Genomic DNA, 15,997 nt, shown 5'->3' with positions numbered 1-15,997 from the left:
CATGGTTCGACGGACGGTCGGAGGTCACGGACGGAGGAGGCAGGGGTCGGGGAGCGCGGGGCGGGGCCGAGGGGCGTCCTGCCGGGCGGCGGGCCGGCCGGGGCGCTCAGCCGGGAAGTTCGAGGGACCGGACGGTTCCGTCGTGGAAGACGAGGTAGAGCACTCCGCCGAGCGAGATGACCTCGGGGGCCCACACCTTGTTCTGGACGTCTTCGAAATCTCCGGGGTCTTTGGCGTCGGCACCGCCGGGCGGTCGGTTGCCGGGTGCTCCCTCGATCGCGTGCCGGACGCTCTTCCCGCCGCGCAGGGGCAGGGTGTGCAAAGCCCGGTTGTCGGCGAACAGCGCGGTGGGGCCGACGATCACCGGCTCCGAGTGGAGGGCTCCGGCCTTCGCGTTCTCCGCCTCGTCCGGCTCCGGTCCGGCTGGTGCGCCGACGGTGCGGGGGGCTCGTCCGGCCGCGTCGGTGGCCGAGAGGTCGACGAGTTCGACCGTGCCTCCGGAGTCGCCCGGTCCCAGGGCGTACTCCCTGCCCGCCGCGGCCACCACGCCTGCGGCCTGCGGGGCGCGGGCCTGGGGGTCCTCGTCCGGTGGGACCTCGCGCAGGGTGACCGCGTCCAGGGTCACGGTGTCCTGACCCTCGATGTCGCAGTAGACCTGCCCGCCGTGGGAGCGCATCGCGGTGCAGCCGTTGTCGCCCCGCACGGGCACCGGTGTCCGTTTCCCGCTCCGGGCGTCGAACGCGACCAGGCCGCCGTCGGTCAGGGCGATGAGCCTGCCCTCCACGAAGATCTCGGCGCGCTGCATGCCGTACCCGGCCGTGGCCGGGTCGTGCGCGGCCAGTTCCGCCGTCCACAGCCGCTTGCCGCTGCTGACGTCGACCGCGTAGATGCTCCCGGCGCCGCCCAGGGTGAAGAACGCCGCTCCGTCGCCGAGCAGGGGGTCGCCGTGGACCTCGACCTCCTCGCCGGCGCCCGTGTCGCTCTCCCAGCGGACCGTGCCGTCCGTGGCCGAACGGCCCCGCACCACGCCGGCCTCCAGGGTGACGACGGTGCCGCCCTGGATCAGCGGGCCGGTGCCGCGGCCCGGGAGAACCACACCCCTGTTGCTGCTCATGGCACGGCCGCGGGGGGAGGGCGAGGCCGCCTTCCACAGCGGCTTGCCGTCGGACGGGCGCACGGCCTCCAGTCCGCCGTCGAGCGTGCGGCACACCAGGACCTCGCTGCTGAGCGCGCAGCTCCACGGCCGCTCCGTCAGCCTCCCCGACCACGGTTTCCAGCCGTCCGGCCGGGAGGCGGGGTCCGCGGGGAAGTACCGGCTGCGTTCGACGCCGAGCCGGTCGAGCCCGGTGCCGTCCGCCACGGTCCCCGCCGACGGGGAGGCCGACGGTCCGGTGGACGTCCCCGACCCCGTGCCGGCACTCCGGTCCTCGTCCCCGCCACCGTTCTGCAGCGTCCGGAGCCCGACGGCGCCCAGCACGCCGACGGCGACCGCAGTCGCCACCACGGCGACGACGGTGCGCCGTCGCCCGCCGGTGCGCGCTCCGGAAGGGAGCCCGCCCGGCGGGGCGGCGGCCGGGTCACGGTCCGGCGGGCGGGTGACCGTCTCCGCGCTGTGTACGGGGGAGGCGCCGGGCATCGTCGGCACCGGGGTGGCGAGCGGGCCCGCCGCCGCGACAGCGGCGGCCACCTCGGCCTCGTGCGCGGCCACCGACTCCCGTACGACGGGCGGCCAGACGGCCCAACCGGCCTCCGTGCCCTCCGTCTCCCCGGCCCCGGCCGCCGCGCGGAAGCGGCCCTCCAGGGCGGCCGTGTCGGGACGGTGGGCGGGGTCGCGGGACAGGCAGTCCTCGATCAGTTCCCGCACGTCGGCGGGTACTTCGGAGAGGTCGGCTTCGGCCTGGGAGATCCGGTAGAGCACGGCGGCCAGCGGGCCGTCACCGAAAGGGGACCTGCCGGTGGCCGCGTAGCACAGGAGCGACGCCAGGCAGAAGACGTCGGACGCCGCCACCACGTGCCGCCCGCCCAGCACGTGCTCGGGCGACATGTGTCCCGGCGAGCCGATCACCGCCCCGGTCGCGGTCATCGTGTCGGCGCCGAAGGCGCGCGCGATGCCGAAGTCGATCACCTTGGCGCTGTTCCGGCCGATCAGGACGTTCGAGGGCTTCAGGTCGCGGTGCTGGACGCGGGCGTGGTGGATGCCGCTCAACCCCCGCACGAGGTCGAGCCCGAGGGCCCGCACGGTCTCCACGGGGAGCGGTCCCGCCTCGCGGACCGCGCGCTCCAGGGTAGGACCGGCCACGTACTCGGTGGCCAGCCAGGGTTGTGCGGCCTCCGCGTCGCCGGCCAGCAGCCGGGCGGTGAAACGGCTCTCGACCGCGCGGGCCGTGTCCATCTCGCGGCGGAACCGGTCACGGAACGCCCCGTCCCCGACCAGTTCGGGCCGCACGGTCTTGACCGCCGCCAACTGCGGTCCCACGTCGTCGTGTCCGGTCCCGGAGCGGGTGTCGGCGCCGAGGTAGACCTCGCCCATACCGCCCGCGCCGAGGCGCGCGAGGATGCGGTACGGGCCGACGCGTCGTGGTGCCCGGTCCGGCAACGCGCGGAGCACTGCGCGGCGCCTCTCGCCCGGCACGTCAACCACCATGGTGCACACCCCCGTTGACCCGTCATCACCTCGTCGGCCGCCCGACGATCAAGCCTCGCATCCCCCGGGCCCGAACGCCACCCGCCGACGGTGGTGCGAGGGAAGCCGTTCCCGCCGCGCGGGGCGTCGGGACCAGGACGAGCCGGCGCACCGGCGGCCGGTGCCTCCGGCGCCACGTCCGGGCCGGACGCCACGCAGGGGGTGCCGCGTCAACTCTCCTGTGACCCGCCTCACCCCAACGAGGAGCCCCGACCCGCGTAATGCCCCCCGTCGAACCGCCTCTCCCTCCGTGACGCGCACCCGCGTCGACGAATGAGAGGGAGGTCTCTTCATGGCTGGTGTGAGGACCGCGGTCGCCTGGCTGGCGTCGGTCGCGCCCGATCCCGAGTCCTGTCTGCGGGAGTGGGAGGAGGATCCGCTGGGCGTCGCCCTGCTGCCCGCGGGCAGGGGCTGGGACGTGCTGATCCTGCCGGGCCGGCTCGGGCGGCCGACGCTGGACGTGCTGTGCCGGGTGCTGGACCAACCGGGGCCGGTGCTCGCCGACTTCGGCGACGCGCGCATCGGGTTCCTGGTGCCACCCGGTACGGCCGCGCGCTGGCTGGGCACCGGGATCCGCACGGCCGGGGCGGGCACCTGGATCGTCGTCCCGCATCCGCAGCGGATGACGTCCGGCGGCATCCGCTGGCTGATCCCGCCGGACGGGTCCGGCACGCTCACCGATCCGGCCCTGCTCGAACTGGCGATGCACGAGGCGGCGGCGGGTCTCGCGGGGGAGGGGCGCGAGCCGGACGACGCGTGAGGTGCGCGAGGGGTTGACAAGCATATTGGTCTGGACCAAGTTGGGCGCGCTCCACCCTCCCCATCTCCCCCATGTCCGGAGGCACTTGTGGTACGCATCAGACCGCCCGCCCGTCGCCCCCTGCCCACGCTCCTCACGCTGCTCACCGCCGCGGCCCTCGCCCTGTCCGGCACGACCGCGCTCTCGTCGGCCGCCCGTGCGGCCGACGCGGACCTCGTGCGCAACGGCGGTTTCGAGTCCGGCCTCGACCACTGGACCTGCACCGCCGGGGAAGCCGTCACCTCCCCGGTCCGCAGCGGCGCTTCCGCGCTCCGGGCCACCCCGGCCGGCGCGGACCACGCCCGCTGCTCCCAGACCGTCACGGTGCGGCCCGACTCCACGTACACGCTCACCGGCCACGTCCGCGGCTCCTACGTGTACCTGGGGGCGAGCGGCACCGGCACCACCGACGTCTCCACCTGGACCCAGTCCGCCCCCGACTGGCAGCCCCTCACCACCACCTTCCGCACCGGCCCCACCACGACCAGGGTCACCGTCTACACCCACGGTTGGTACGGCACCGGCGCCTACCACGTCGACGACCTCTCCCTGACCGGTCCCGGCGGCGAGACGGGTCAGCCGCCCGCGCCGCCCACCGGCTTGAAGACCGGGACGGTCACTGCCACGAGCGTGGCCCTGTCCTGGTCACCCGCCCCCGGCGCCACGAGCTACGCCGTCTACCGCGACGGCGCCCGGATCCGCACCGTGGACGGCACCTCCACCACCGTCTCCGGACTGACGCCCGCCACCGCCTACGCCTTCCAGGTCACCGCCGTCAACGAGGCGGGCGAGTCCGCCCGTTCGGCCACCGTCACCGCCACCACCACCGATCCCGGCTCCGGCGGCGGCCCCTCCGACCTCCCGCGGCACGCCCTGGTCGGCTACCTGCACGCCAGTTTCGCCAACGGCTCCGGCTACACCCGCCTGGCCGACGTCCCGGACAGCTGGGACGTCATCGACCTCGCCTTCGGCGAGCCCACGTCGGTGACCTCCGGAGACATCCGCTTCGAACGCTGCCCGCAGGCGGAGTGCCCGGGCGTGGAGAGCGACGCCGAGTTCAAGGCCGCGATCCGCGACAAGCAGGCGGCGGGCAAGAAGGTGCTGATCTCCATCGGCGGCCAGAACGGCCAGGTGCGGCTCACCACGGCCGCCGCCCGCGACACCTTCGTCTCCTCCGTCTCGAAGATCATCGACGAGTACGGACTCGACGGCCTCGACATCGACTTCGAGGGCCACTCCCTCTCCCTGGACGCCGGTGACACCGACTTCCGGAACCCGACGACCCCGGTGATCGTCCACCTCATCTCCGCGCTGAAGACCCTCAAGGCCAAGTACGGCGACGACTTCGTGCTGACCATGGCCCCGGAGACGTTCTTCGTCCAGCTCGGGTACCAGTTCTACGGCTCCGGGCCGTGGGGCGGGCAGGACGCGCGGGCCGGGGCCTACCTGCCGGTGATCCACGCCCTGCGCGACGACCTCACCCTGCTGCACGTCCAGGACTACAACTCCGGTCCGATCATGGGCCTGGACAACCAGTACCACTCCATGGGCGGGGCCGACTTCCACATCGCCATGACCGACATGCTGCTCACCGGCTTCCCCGTCGCCGGGAACGCGGACCGCGTCTTCCCGCCGCTGCGCGCCGACCAGGTCGCCATCGGCATGCCGGCCACCGTCAACGCGGGCAACGGCCACGTGTCCCCGGCCGAGGTCACCAAGACCCTCGACTGCCTGACCCGGAAGGTGCAGTGCGGCTCCTACGCCACCCACGGCACCTGGCCCGACCTGCGCGGACTGATGACCTGGTCGATCAACTGGGACCGGTTCGGGGGCTGGGAGTTCCAGCGGACGTTCGACGGCTACTTCCGCTGACCACGCGGTACAGGCCGGCCAGCAGCACCGTCCCCAGGCACCAGGAGGCCACCACGTCCAGCGGCCAGTGGTAGCCGCGGCGCACCAGCCCGTAGGAGGCGCCCAGGACGAGAGCGGAGCACAGCAGGACGAGCGTGCGCCGGGCGGCGGCGGACCGCAGCAGCGGGAGGAGGAGCAGGGCCGCCGCCCCGTACGCGACGACGGCGGTGGCGGTGTGCCCCGACGGGTAGTAGCCGACCGCCGGCGGCACGGCCGGGGTGCCGGGGCGGTCGGTCCACGCCTTCAGCGGGGCGACCAGCACCGGCACCAGGACCATCGCGCCGGCCGCCGCCGCGGCCGGCAGCCACCATCGGTCCGCCCCGGCCACGCGCCCCTGCCACGCCGCGACGGCCGCCGCCAGGGCGAGCACCGGCACGGCCACCTCCACGTTGCCGAGGTCGGCGAGCAGTTCGGAGGCCCGGTCGGGCACGACGAGCACCCCGCTCAGCCGCTCGTCGACGCCCACCAGCGGGCCGTCGGCCACGACCTGCCAGGTGATCAGCGCGAACAGCAGCAGGGGCAGGACGAGCAGGAGCATGGGGCACAGCCTGGCAGGAAGCCGTGAAGGGCCGACGCAAGGGGGTGCCTCCATGCCTTGTGTCGCGCGGGTGGCCCCCTCACAAGACCGCGAAGAAGATGACGGGGCTTTTGCGCAGCAGCCCTCGCCTGGCGGAAGGGGAGGCCTACGAGCAGTGCATCAGCGGCCAGTACAACTGCACCTACGGCCGCAGCACCGGAGACGTCAAGAAGGTCACGTTCGGCAAGAACTACAAGAAGGAGACCAAGGCCCGGGGCGGCACCATCTCGCCGAACTACACCATCCAGCAGAACACCAACTACCGCCACGTCTACACCAAGGGCAAGGGCGTCACCCGCCCCACCACCGCCCAGCGGGCCCGGTCTGCCCAGATCGAAAAACAGAATCGTCACGAGCAGGAACGCAAGGCCGCCGATGACCGGCGCAAGAAGGCCGAAAAGCAGGACAACAAGAACAAGCAGGACGAGGGCTTCTTCGCCAAACTCCGGAGCGGAGATATTTCCGGAGCGGCAGGTAGGGGTTGGAGTAACACCAAGTCGGTTGTGAGGACTGTGGCCAGAGCGGCAGGCGATCACTTCTCCGACCACTGGCGCGACTACCTCGGAAATGGCCTCCTTATAGCAGGAGCCGCAGGAGTTCTAGTATGTGTTGCATCTGTTGTGTGCGGAGCTGCAGGGCTCGTGGCAATTGGTGCAACAAGTGCAGGTGCTTCCTACGCGGCATTCAATGCCGGAACAAAAAACTGGAATACCACAGGGTTTTTGATGTCCACGGCGACCGGCGGGGTGACCGGCTATATGGGTGGAAGTTCGGCCGTTGCGAGCAGGGTTGCAAGTACAATGAGCCTGTGGCGGCTGGAGCGATCGCTGAGGCGCATAGAGGGGTCAGTGGGAAGAATGAGGAATTTTGAATGAGTAGGAGGCGGAGGCTTGTTCTGGCCTGCTTTCTCCCTATGGCAGCCCTGATCGTGCTGGTAACTCAGCTCGCCCGTATGGTGGATGGCATGTTCGCCGCTATCGTGCCGCCCCTGTTTGCGTTCGCAGTTGCTGCACTGTGTGGAAATGTGATTCGCCGAAACTCGCGAGAGGGAAAGGAGGAGGAATCGTGAATGGTTGTTTCTAGTCCTCTTTTGGATCGGCTCAGGGTTGCGTCGTTCTCGCGGTGAGGGTGGCATGACTGCCTTGTTTGGGCAGCGGTAATTCCTTCAGGATGCCAGCCATTTCGATGGTAGGGGGTGTTAGCCGTGCAGATCCTTAGGCGCCGCTCCTGGCTCGTCTTCTCTTAGGCTCCGTTGGCTGCTCTTCCTCTCTTTCTGGTCGGCATGGCCGTCAAGGGACGGGAGCTCACCACACCCGATGCCTTGTTCGTTCTTGCCGTGCTCTTCGGTGGCGCGGCGTTCATCCACCGAATCGGCAGTAGCCGGGTGGAGTTGCGGAGTGACTCCTTGGTGGTGGTGAACGCTGTGGGGACGCGGGAGATCGTCTATGCGGCGGTGCGCACGGTGGGCTTGAACAGCCAGGGACACCTGGATATCCAGACGGTGCACGGGGAGTCCTATGCGCCACTGGTGTTCATGGGCTCTTTGGTTGACCGGTTCGTCAAGACATCCGATCGTGCGGCGCTGGAGATCCGTAAAAGGCTGCCCGATAAGCGCCTGACGGCAGAGGAAGCCCCTCCAGTGCGGAAGCGACTGATCCGCCCCTGCTTGCCGGGGGATGTGTGTCTGGCCCTTGCCCTGGTGGCGGTGGTGTCCGGCGGGGTGAGGGCGCTGCTGTAAGCGCGGGAACGACCACTGCAACGGCGGTGCGTGGGCAGCTTCGGCACCTGCGTGTTGGCGCTGGGAGGGCCGGCGTTCGGTCTGGCACAGGAGCACTGTCGGCGGTACGTTCCCACGCGCGGGAGAGGCGGCAGTGCGGGGAGCGAGAGGATAGTGAATGCGCTGATATCCGCATTTTCCTGACACGACGCGGTCAGAAGGTCCCCGAGCCGGCCGTCGAAGGTGAAGTCGGCGCGTTCAGTGCGGTCTTCCAGCGCATGGTCTGGGGCCGGTTCGGCGGCGAGGAGGTCCGGGAGGGCTTCGACGCCTGTCTCAAGGAGGGCCGGGCGCACACAGCCGCGCACGTACGGCAATGCCGAAGGGCCGACGCAACGGGGGGAGCTGCGTCGGCCCTACGGGGAGCGGGCGGCTTGTCGCCGTCCGTTCGGACCGGAACGCCGCGCGCCCCGGGGGGTGTGGGGCGGGCGACCGTCCGATCGTGAGGAGACCCGGAACTCAGGGCTCCGGCTGTGTGCGCGAGGGCACGACCAGGTCGAAGCTGGGGAGGCCCCGGCCTGTGCCGCCCGCAGTGCCCTGCGGGCGGGGTGTATCTCTCATCCGGTACGAACCTACGGCAGGGGGTGGGCCCGCGACAGGGGATCGGGCCCCCTGTCATCCACCTCGCACACGTTCTTCACACGCTCTGCCTCCCGCGGCCGGGCGGTCCGGCCGCGGGTCGCCCACCTGCCCGGACGCACGCTCACCTGTGCGGCAACGCGGGCCGCACGCGGCGTCCTCAGATGCGGGCGAACGCCTGCTCGATGATGTCCAGGCCCTCGTTCAGCAGGTCCTCGCCGATGACCAGCGGCGGCAGGAAGCGCAGCACGTTGCCGTAGGTGCCGCAGGTCAGGACGAGCAGGCCCTCCTGGTGGCACGCCTTGGCCAGCGCGGCGGTCGCCTCCGGATGCGGCTCCTTGGTGGTGCGGTCCTTGACCAGCTCGATGGCGATCATCGCGCCGCGGCCGCGGACGTCGCCGATGACGTCGAACTTCTCGGCCATGGCGGTCAGGCGGGCCTTCATGACCGCCTCGATGTTCTTCGCCCGGGCGTTGAGGTCCAGCTCCTTCATCGTCTCGATGGAGCCGAGCGCGCCCGCGCACGCCACCGGGTTGCCGCCGTAGGTGCCGCCGAGGCCGCCGGAGTGCGCGGCGTCCATGATCTCGGCGCGGCCGGTGACGGCGGCGAGCGGCAGGCCGCCCGCGATGCCCTTGGCCGTGGTGATCAGGTCCGGGACGATGCCCTCGTCCTCGCAGGCGAACCACTGGCCGGTGCGGCAGAAGCCGGACTGGATCTCGTCGGCGACGAAGACGATGCCGTTGTCGGTGGCGAACTTGCTGATCGCCGGCAGGAAGCCCTTGGCCGGCTCGATGAAGCCGCCCTCGCCGAGCACCGGCTCGATGATGATCGCGGCCACGTTCTCCGCCCCGACCTGCTTGGAGATCTGGTCGATCGCCTGCGCGGCGGCCTCCGGACCGGCGTTCTCGGCGCCGGTGGGCCAGCGGTAGCCGTAGGCCACCGGCACCCGGTACACCTCGGGCGCGAACGGGCCGAAGCCGTGCTTGTACGGCATGTTCTTCGCGGTCAGCGCCATCGTGAGGTTGGTCCGGCCGTGGTAGCCGTGGTCGAAGACCACGACCGCCTGGCGCTTGGTGTACGCCCGCGCGATCTTGACGGCGTTCTCCACGGCCTCGGCGCCGCTGTTGAACAGCGCCGACTTCTTGGCGTGGTCGCCCGGGGTCAGCTCGGCCAGCGCCTCCGCGACGGCCACGTAGCCCTCGTAGGGCGTGACCATGAAACAGGTGTGCGTGAAGTCGGCGAGCTGGGCCGAGGCGCGGCGGACGACGGCCTCGGCGGAGGCGCCGACGGAGGTCACGGCGATGCCGGAACCGAAGTCGATCAGCCGGTTGCCGTCGACGTCCTCGATGATGCCGCCGCCCGCCCGCGCGGTGAACACGGGCAGCACCGAGCCCACGCCCTGCGCGACCGCGGCGGTACGGCGGGCCTGCAGCTCCTGCGACTTCGGGCCGGGGATGGCTGTGACGACGCGGCGCTCCTGCGGAAGTGCGGTCATGCGGGGCTCCTGGGGGTGAAGACGGACGTTTTCCTCTTTTCTCGCAGGCTAGGGCGGCCCCGGGGGCCTGGGCATGCTCCATGTGGGCGTTGTCGGGGGGACCGGCTTGTCCGCGGTGGACATGGCGCCGCCGGGGCTCCCGTCCGGGCGCGGCGCACCCGCAGCGGCCGGACCCGGCCGCGTATGCGGTGAACTCGCCCTGCCGGGGCGTTAGATTGGCTCGCTGACGGTGACGGAGAGCGGCTGGTCAGGGGGCAGGGCGATGGACAGCGACGGGACCCAGGACGCGCGGGGCACTCACGCGAACCCCGTACCGCGCCCGGCGGGCCCTCCGGACATGCCCGCGGTGCCGCCGCGGCCCGCCCGGGCGCCGGGGATGCCGCCGCTGCCGCCCGGGGCACCGGGAGCGCCCCTCGCATCGGGCCGGAATCCCGTCCCCGCGTCCACCGTGGCGGCCTGGCTCGACGCGCCGCGGCCGGCCGCACGGCCGGGCATCTGGCGGTTCGGACATCGGCCGCCGGAGCCGGAACCGGAGGCTCTCAGGCCGGTGACGGTCGCCGGGATGCTGATCCCGCTCGTCGTGGCCGCGCTGATCTGGTCGCTCTGGCAGCGCGGTGTCACCTCGTACCAGATGGCGCCGCTGCGCGCGTTCACACCGGACGACTGGTGGTGGGGCGGCACGGTCGTGTCACCCAGGGAGCTGCCGGGGGAGGCGGTGGCGTTGCCCGGCGCGGAAGCCCTGGTGGTCTACGAGGGCCTCTGCTTCGCCCTGCTGGCCGCCGCCGTCGCCGTACTGGGCAGCTGGCGCGCCATCGTCCGCTACTACGTCAGCCGCAGGCCGCAGCCGGCCCGGGCCGTGCTCGCCGCCCTGCTCGCCCTCGTCGCCCTCGCCTTCGTCTTCCCCGACGCCTTCCCACTGGTGGGCTGGGACCCGGTGCCGCTCGTCGACCCGCTGCTGTCCCTCACCGTGCTCCTCACGGACAGCTACGACCTGATGTCGTCGTCCTTCTACACGAACACGCTGTACGCGGCCGTCACCCTGCTCGTCGTCTGGCCGTTCGCCCGCCTCGGTGCCTGGCTGCCGTACGCCAGGGAACTGCTGGCCGCCCGCTCGGACGCCGCCGGTGCCGAGGCCGCCGCGCCCGAGCGGCCCCGCTCCCAGTGGCCCGACCTGCGGGACGCCGGCCTCGGGCAGGCCGCGGACGTGCTCACCGCCGAGGTCGCCGGTGACCGGATGAACGACGTGGACTGCGCCCGGGTCGGGCACGCCTTCACCGCCGCCCGGCGGGAGGGCACGTCCGCCGCCTTCCAGGACACCGTGCTCCGGCAGGCCGGAGCCGCCTGGACGCACCCCTCCGGCGCCCGGGACCTGCCGCGCCGGACCGCCCGCCACGACCTGCTCACCGAGCAGGTGCGGATCGGCAGATGGACGGAGGCCGACCGCGTCCCGGTCCCGTACCGGGGCGCGGGCGCGGCCCTCGGCCCGGACGTGCTCGGCACCTCCCTGCTCGCCGTCGGACCCTCCGGCTCCGGCAAGACCCGCACGCTCGTCGAGCCGGTGACCGAGGCGCTGGCGCTTCAGGCGCTCACCGGGCGCTGTTCCGTCGTCGTCGTGTCCGCGCCCGGCAGCCCGCTGGGTGCCGACGACGCCTTCGACGTGGTCGTCCGGATCGGTGATCCCGCCTCGGTGCACGACCTCGATCCGTACGCGGAGTCCGAGGATCCCGACGAGGCGGCGGCCCTGCTGGCCGAGGCGCTGACGGGCGGCCTGGACGGCGTCGGAGCGCAGGGTGCCGCCACCGCGCTGGCCCAACTGCTCGGCCCCTTCCGGGCGGTGCACGCCCGCTTCCCCACCCTGCGGGAGCTGCGGGAGCTCCTGGAGGGCGACGAAGGGACCCTGGCCCCGTTGCGGGAGGCGCTCACCGCCGCCGCGAACGACGTGATGCTGCGCGAACTCGACGCGCACGTCCGGCAGGCGGGCACCCGGGGTGACGTGAGCCGGGTCCTGGCCGACCGGCTGGCCCTGCTGAACCGGCCGGTCTTCGCCGAATTCCTCGGCGGTGGCGGCCCGGGACGGCCCTTCTCCCTGCGGGCGGTCGCCCACCACCCCCTGCGGGTCCGGATCGACCTGCCCGAGCACGGCCAGGAGGAGGCCGGGCGGATGATCACGCGCCTGGTCCTCGCCCAGTTCCTCGCCGTCGTCCGGGAGGAGCGGCGGCCCCACTTCGCCTGCCTGGTCCTGGACGACGCGACCGGCACGGTCACCGGCGAGTCGGTGCGCCGCATCCAGCGGCTGCGCACGCGCAACGCGGGAGTGGTGCTGGCCCTGAGGTCCGTGGCCGACGTCCCCGAGGCGCTGCACGGACCGCTCTACGCCGCGGTGGGCTGCCGCATGGCCTTCTCCGGGGTCACCACGTGGGACGGCAGCCGGTTCGCCGAGGCATGGGGCACCGAGTGGGTGGAGACCACCGAGGTCGCCAAGCACACGGTGTTCGCCGACCAGCCGATGACGCGGGCGATCCACGCGCTGCGCAAGCTGGTGACCGGCAGGGCGGTCACCACCGACGCGGTCACCGTCCGCCAGGTCGAGCGGGAACGCTGGTCCGCCTCCGAGCTGGCGCACGCCGTGCCGCCGGGGCACGCGGTGCTGTCGCTGACCGACGTGCGGGGCGAGCACGCGCCGCCGCTGCTGGTCGACCTGCGGGGGTGAGTCACCCGTCCGGACGCCGCCGCACCGTACAGTGAGGCAGAATCACCACAGGACGTTCATACATGGCGGCCAAAAGATCACCGTTCATCCTCACTGAAGCAGACCCGGAAGCGCGACAGCCCCATGCCCCTGACGCTCGCCTCGCTCGTGCACCACACCGCGCTGAAGCTGACCGTGCGCGCGGGGGAGGACCGTCTCGACGTGCCCGTCCGCTGGGCCCACGCCAGCGAACTCGCCGACCCCGTGCCCTACATGGAGGGCGGGGAGCTGCTGCTGATCACCGCCCTGAAGCTGGACGCGGAGAACCCGGAGGCCATGCGCCGCTACGTGAAGCGGCTGGCCGGGGCCGGCGTCGTCGGGCTGGGCTTCGCCGTCGGCGTCCACTACGAGGACATCCCCGCAGCGCTCGTCGACGCCGCCCGCGCGGAGGGTCTGCCCCTGCTGGAGGTGCCGCGCCGCACGCCGTTCCTGGCGATCAGCAAGGCCGTCTCCGCCGCCATCGCCGCCGACCAGTACCGCGCGGTGACCGCCGGGTTCGCCGCCCAGCGGGAACTGACCCGGCACGCCCTCAGCGACGGACCCGAGGGTCTGCTCGCCGCCCTCGCCTCCCAGGTCGACGGATGGGCGGCGCTCTACGACGCCTCCGGTGCTGTCGTCGCGGCGGCACCGGACTGGGCCGGCCGGCGCGCCGCCCGTCTCACCGCGGACGTCCAGCGGCTGCGGGAACGGCCCGCGCCCGCCTCCGCGGTCGTCGCCGGACCCGAGGGCGAGGACCGTGACGACCGCGTCGAACTGCACTCCCTGGGCACCGGCCGGCGCCCCCGCGCCGCCCTCGCCGTCGGCACCGCCGCCGCCCTCGGCACCGCCGAGCGCTACGCCCTGCACTCCGCCATCGCCCTGCTCACCCTCACCACGGAACGCTCCCGCTCCCTGCACGCCGCCGAACAGCGCATCGGCGCCGCCGTCCTGCGCATGCTGCTCGCCGGACAGCCCGACCACGCCCGCGCGGTGGCCGGCGACCTGTACGGGGACCTGCTCGACGCGCCCTTCCGGATCGTCGTCGCCGAGACCGTGCCGGCGCCCGGCGGCGTCCACGACCGCGGCGACACCGGCACCGACGCCCTCGGGGCCCTCACCGAGGCCGTGGAGTCCGCCGCCGCCCGGTCCGGCGAGGCGGTCCTCGTCGTCCCCGAGGGGGAGCGGCTGGTGGTGCTGGCCACCGACGGCGGCGCCGCCGTGACCGCCTGCTGCGATCACGCCGCCGCCCAGGAGGCCGCCCGCACCGGCGGCCCGGCCCGGCCCCTCGGCGGCCCCGACCAGGGCGACCTCGTCGTCGGCCTGTCCGCCCCCGCCGGACCGATCGCCGCCGCCACCGCCTACAAGCAGGCCGGGCAGGCCCTGTCGGTGGCCCGGCGGCGCGGCCGGGCCCTGGTGGAGCACGAGCAGATGGCCGCCGGGTCCGTCCTCCCGCTGCTCGCCGACGACGCGGTCCGGGCCTTCGCCGACGGACTGCTGCGGGCCCTGCGCGACCACGACGCGACCGGGCGCGGCGACCTCGTCGCCTCGCTCCGTGCCTGGCTGTCCCGCCACGGCCAGTGGGACGCCGCGGCGGCCGACCTGGGCGTGCACCGCCACACCCTGCGCTACCGCATGCGCCGCGTCGAGGAGATCCTCGGCCGCTCGCTGGACGACCCGGACGTCCGCATGGAGCTGTGGCTGGCGCTGAAGGCGACCTCCGCGGACTGACACGCCGGGCGTGCGCCCGTTCGTTCCCCGGACGGAACCCTTGCGCCAAAGCGGCGCGGCTGCTCACCCGACTGCTACGACTCGGACAAACGACCGCCCACCGGCCCGCCCCTACCGTGGTTCTCACCGATCCATGCATCCCCTCACACGCGGAAGGGCCGGGACTCCATGACTTCCACCCACGCCTTCTGGCTCGCCGGCCGCCAGGCCACCGGCGAGGCCGCCTTCGACGTCACCTCCCCCTGGGACGGCCGGGTCGTCGGCACCGTCAGCGTGCCCACCGACGCCCAGGTCGAGGAGGCCGTGGCCGCCGCGTACGCCGTGCGGGACGCCTTCGCCGCCACCCCCGCCCACTTCCGGGCCGCCGCCCTGGACCACGTCAGCCGCCGCCTCGTGGAGCGCACCGAGGAGATCGCGCTGCTGATCTCCGCCGAGAACGGCAAGCCGGTCAAGTGGGCGCGCGGCGAGGTCGGCCGGGCCGTCTCCGTGTTCCGCTTCGCCGCCGAGGAGGCCCGCCGGTTCAACGGCGGCGAGGCCCAGCGGCTCGACACCGACGCCGGCGGCCAGGGCCGTCTCGCCTTCACCCGGCGCTTCCCCAAGGGCGTGGTCCTCGGCATCGCGCCGTTCAACTTCCCGCTGAACCTGTGTGCCCACAAGATCGCCCCGGCGATCGCGGCCGGCGCGCCGATCGTCCTCAAGCCCGCCCCGGCGACCCCGCTGTCCGGGCTGATCCTCGGCGAGCTGCTCGCCGAGACCGACCTGCCGGCCGGCTCCTGGAGCATCCTGCCGGTCCCGAACGACCGCATGCCCGCCCTCGTGCAGGACGAGCGGCTGCCGGTCATCTCGTTCACCGGCTCCGAGCAGGTCGGCTACGCGATCATGGACTCGGTGCCACGCAAGCACTGCACCCTGGAGCTGGGCGGCAACGGCGCGGCCGTCGTCCTCGCCGACTTCGCGAGCGACGAGGACCTCGACCGGGCGGCGAGCCGTATCGCCACCTTCTCCAACTACCAGGGCGGCCAGTCCTGCATCTCCGTGCAGCGGGTCATCGCCGACGCGTCCGTGTACGACCGGCTGCTGCCGCGCATCGTCGCCGCCGTCGAGGCCCAGGTGACCGGTGACCCGAACGACGACCGGACCGACGTCGGCCCGCTGATCAGCGAGGACGCCGCGAAGCGGGTCGAGGCCTGGGTGGACGAGGCGGTCGCCGCGGGCGCCACGCTGCGCACCGGCGGCAAGCGGGACGGCGCCTCGTACGCGCCGACCGTGCTGACCGACGTGCCGGCCGACGTCACCCTCTCCTGCGAGGAGGTCTTCGGCCCCGTCCTGACCGTGCAAAAGGTGGACGGCGAGGCCGCCGCCTTCGACGCCGTCAACGACTCCAAGTACGGCCTCCAGGCAGGCGTGTTCACCCACGACCTGCAGACCGCCTTCCGGGCCCACCGCGCCCTGGAGGTCGGCGGCGTGGTCATCGGCGACGTGCCGTCCTACCGCGCCGACCAGATGCCGTACGGCGGCACCAAGCAGTCCGGCGTGGGCCGCGAGGGCGTCCGCTTCGCGATGGAGGACTACACCTACGAGCGCGTGATGGTGCTGACCGGCCTCGACCTCTGAGCCCGTCCGTCCCGTCCGTCCCGTCCGCCGGGGCCCGGCACCGGAACCCTCCGGCGCCGGGCCCCGCGCGTCGTTCCCGGACCGCCCGGCGGTCCGCTGCGGGGCCGCA

General features: G+C 72.9%; 10 protein-coding genes. 7 read left to right on the top strand and 3 right to left on the bottom strand.

Features of this window, described 5'->3' with window-relative positions; all coding sequences use genetic code 11:
- Positions 1-106 precede the first annotated feature (106 nt).
- The gene (locus ACSU53_RS07985; RefSeq protein WP_437025947.1) at positions 107-2,644 is read right to left on the bottom strand and encodes a protein kinase domain-containing protein; all 2,538 of its coding nucleotides are present in this window, start codon (positions 2,642-2,644) and stop codon (positions 107-109) included.
- 331 nt (positions 2,645-2,975) lie between these two features.
- On the opposite strand from ACSU53_RS07985, the gene ACSU53_RS07980 reads away from it, so the two are divergent.
- Positions 2,976-3,443: a hypothetical protein gene (locus ACSU53_RS07980; RefSeq protein ID WP_437025946.1), complete on the top strand. Its 468-nt coding sequence runs from the start codon at positions 2,976-2,978 to the stop codon at positions 3,441-3,443.
- Positions 3,444-3,530: 87 nt separating this feature from the next.
- Positions 3,531-5,354 (top strand): chitinase, encoded by a 1,824-nt coding sequence (locus ACSU53_RS07975; RefSeq protein WP_437025944.1) that lies wholly within the window; start codon positions 3,531-3,533, stop codon positions 5,352-5,354.
- On the opposite strand, the gene ACSU53_RS07970 is transcribed toward ACSU53_RS07975, so the two are convergent.
- The gene (locus ACSU53_RS07970) at positions 5,293-5,931 is read right to left on the bottom strand and encodes a phosphatase PAP2 family protein (protein WP_437025943.1); all 639 of its coding nucleotides are present in this window, start codon (positions 5,929-5,931) and stop codon (positions 5,293-5,295) included. The two genes, ACSU53_RS07975 and ACSU53_RS07970, sit on opposite strands and share 62 nt — an antisense overlap.
- Before the next feature lie 110 nt (positions 5,932-6,041).
- Here ACSU53_RS07970 and ACSU53_RS07965 point away from each other — a divergent pair, with 110 nt between their 5' ends.
- Together ACSU53_RS07965 and ACSU53_RS07960 are read left to right on the top strand one after the other, a co-directional pair.
- The gene (locus ACSU53_RS07965; protein WP_437025941.1) at positions 6,042-6,845 is read left to right on the top strand and encodes a hypothetical protein; all 804 of its coding nucleotides are present in this window, start codon (positions 6,042-6,044) and stop codon (positions 6,843-6,845) included.
- A 407-nt stretch (positions 6,846-7,252) separates the two neighbouring features.
- Positions 7,253-7,708 (top strand): hypothetical protein, encoded by a 456-nt coding sequence (locus ACSU53_RS07960; RefSeq protein WP_437025939.1) that lies wholly within the window; start codon positions 7,253-7,255, stop codon positions 7,706-7,708.
- A 775-nt stretch (positions 7,709-8,483) separates the two neighbouring features.
- On the opposite strand, the gene gabT is transcribed toward ACSU53_RS07960, so the two are convergent.
- Complete coding sequence (gene gabT, locus ACSU53_RS07955; protein WP_437025937.1) at positions 8,484-9,818, bottom strand: 4-aminobutyrate--2-oxoglutarate transaminase; 1,335 nt, start codon at positions 9,816-9,818, stop codon at positions 8,484-8,486.
- Positions 9,819-10,080: 262 nt separating this feature from the next.
- On the opposite strand from gabT, the gene ACSU53_RS07950 reads away from it, so the two are divergent.
- The 3 genes from ACSU53_RS07950 (at position 10,081) to ACSU53_RS07940 (ending at position 15,888) form a co-directional block, all read left to right on the top strand.
- Complete coding sequence (locus tag ACSU53_RS07950; RefSeq protein ID WP_437025935.1) at positions 10,081-12,528, top strand: ATP/GTP-binding protein; 2,448 nt, start codon at positions 10,081-10,083, stop codon at positions 12,526-12,528.
- Positions 12,529-12,651: 123 nt separating this feature from the next.
- Positions 12,652-14,274, top strand: a complete 1,623-nt coding sequence (locus tag ACSU53_RS07945; RefSeq protein ID WP_437025933.1) for a PucR family transcriptional regulator — start codon at positions 12,652-12,654, stop codon at positions 14,272-14,274.
- Between the two features lie 168 nt (positions 14,275-14,442).
- Complete coding sequence (locus tag ACSU53_RS07940) at positions 14,443-15,888, top strand: aldehyde dehydrogenase family protein (RefSeq protein ID WP_437025931.1); 1,446 nt, start codon at positions 14,443-14,445, stop codon at positions 15,886-15,888.
- Positions 15,889-15,997 lie beyond the last annotated feature (109 nt).

It is taken from the genome of Streptomyces sp. enrichment culture, assembly GCF_964273255.1.
Classification (GTDB): Bacteria; Actinomycetota; Actinomycetes; order Streptomycetales; family Streptomycetaceae; genus Streptomyces.
The sequence above is the reverse complement of the archived record's forward strand: the minus strand, read 5'-3'. Positions and strand labels throughout refer to the sequence as shown.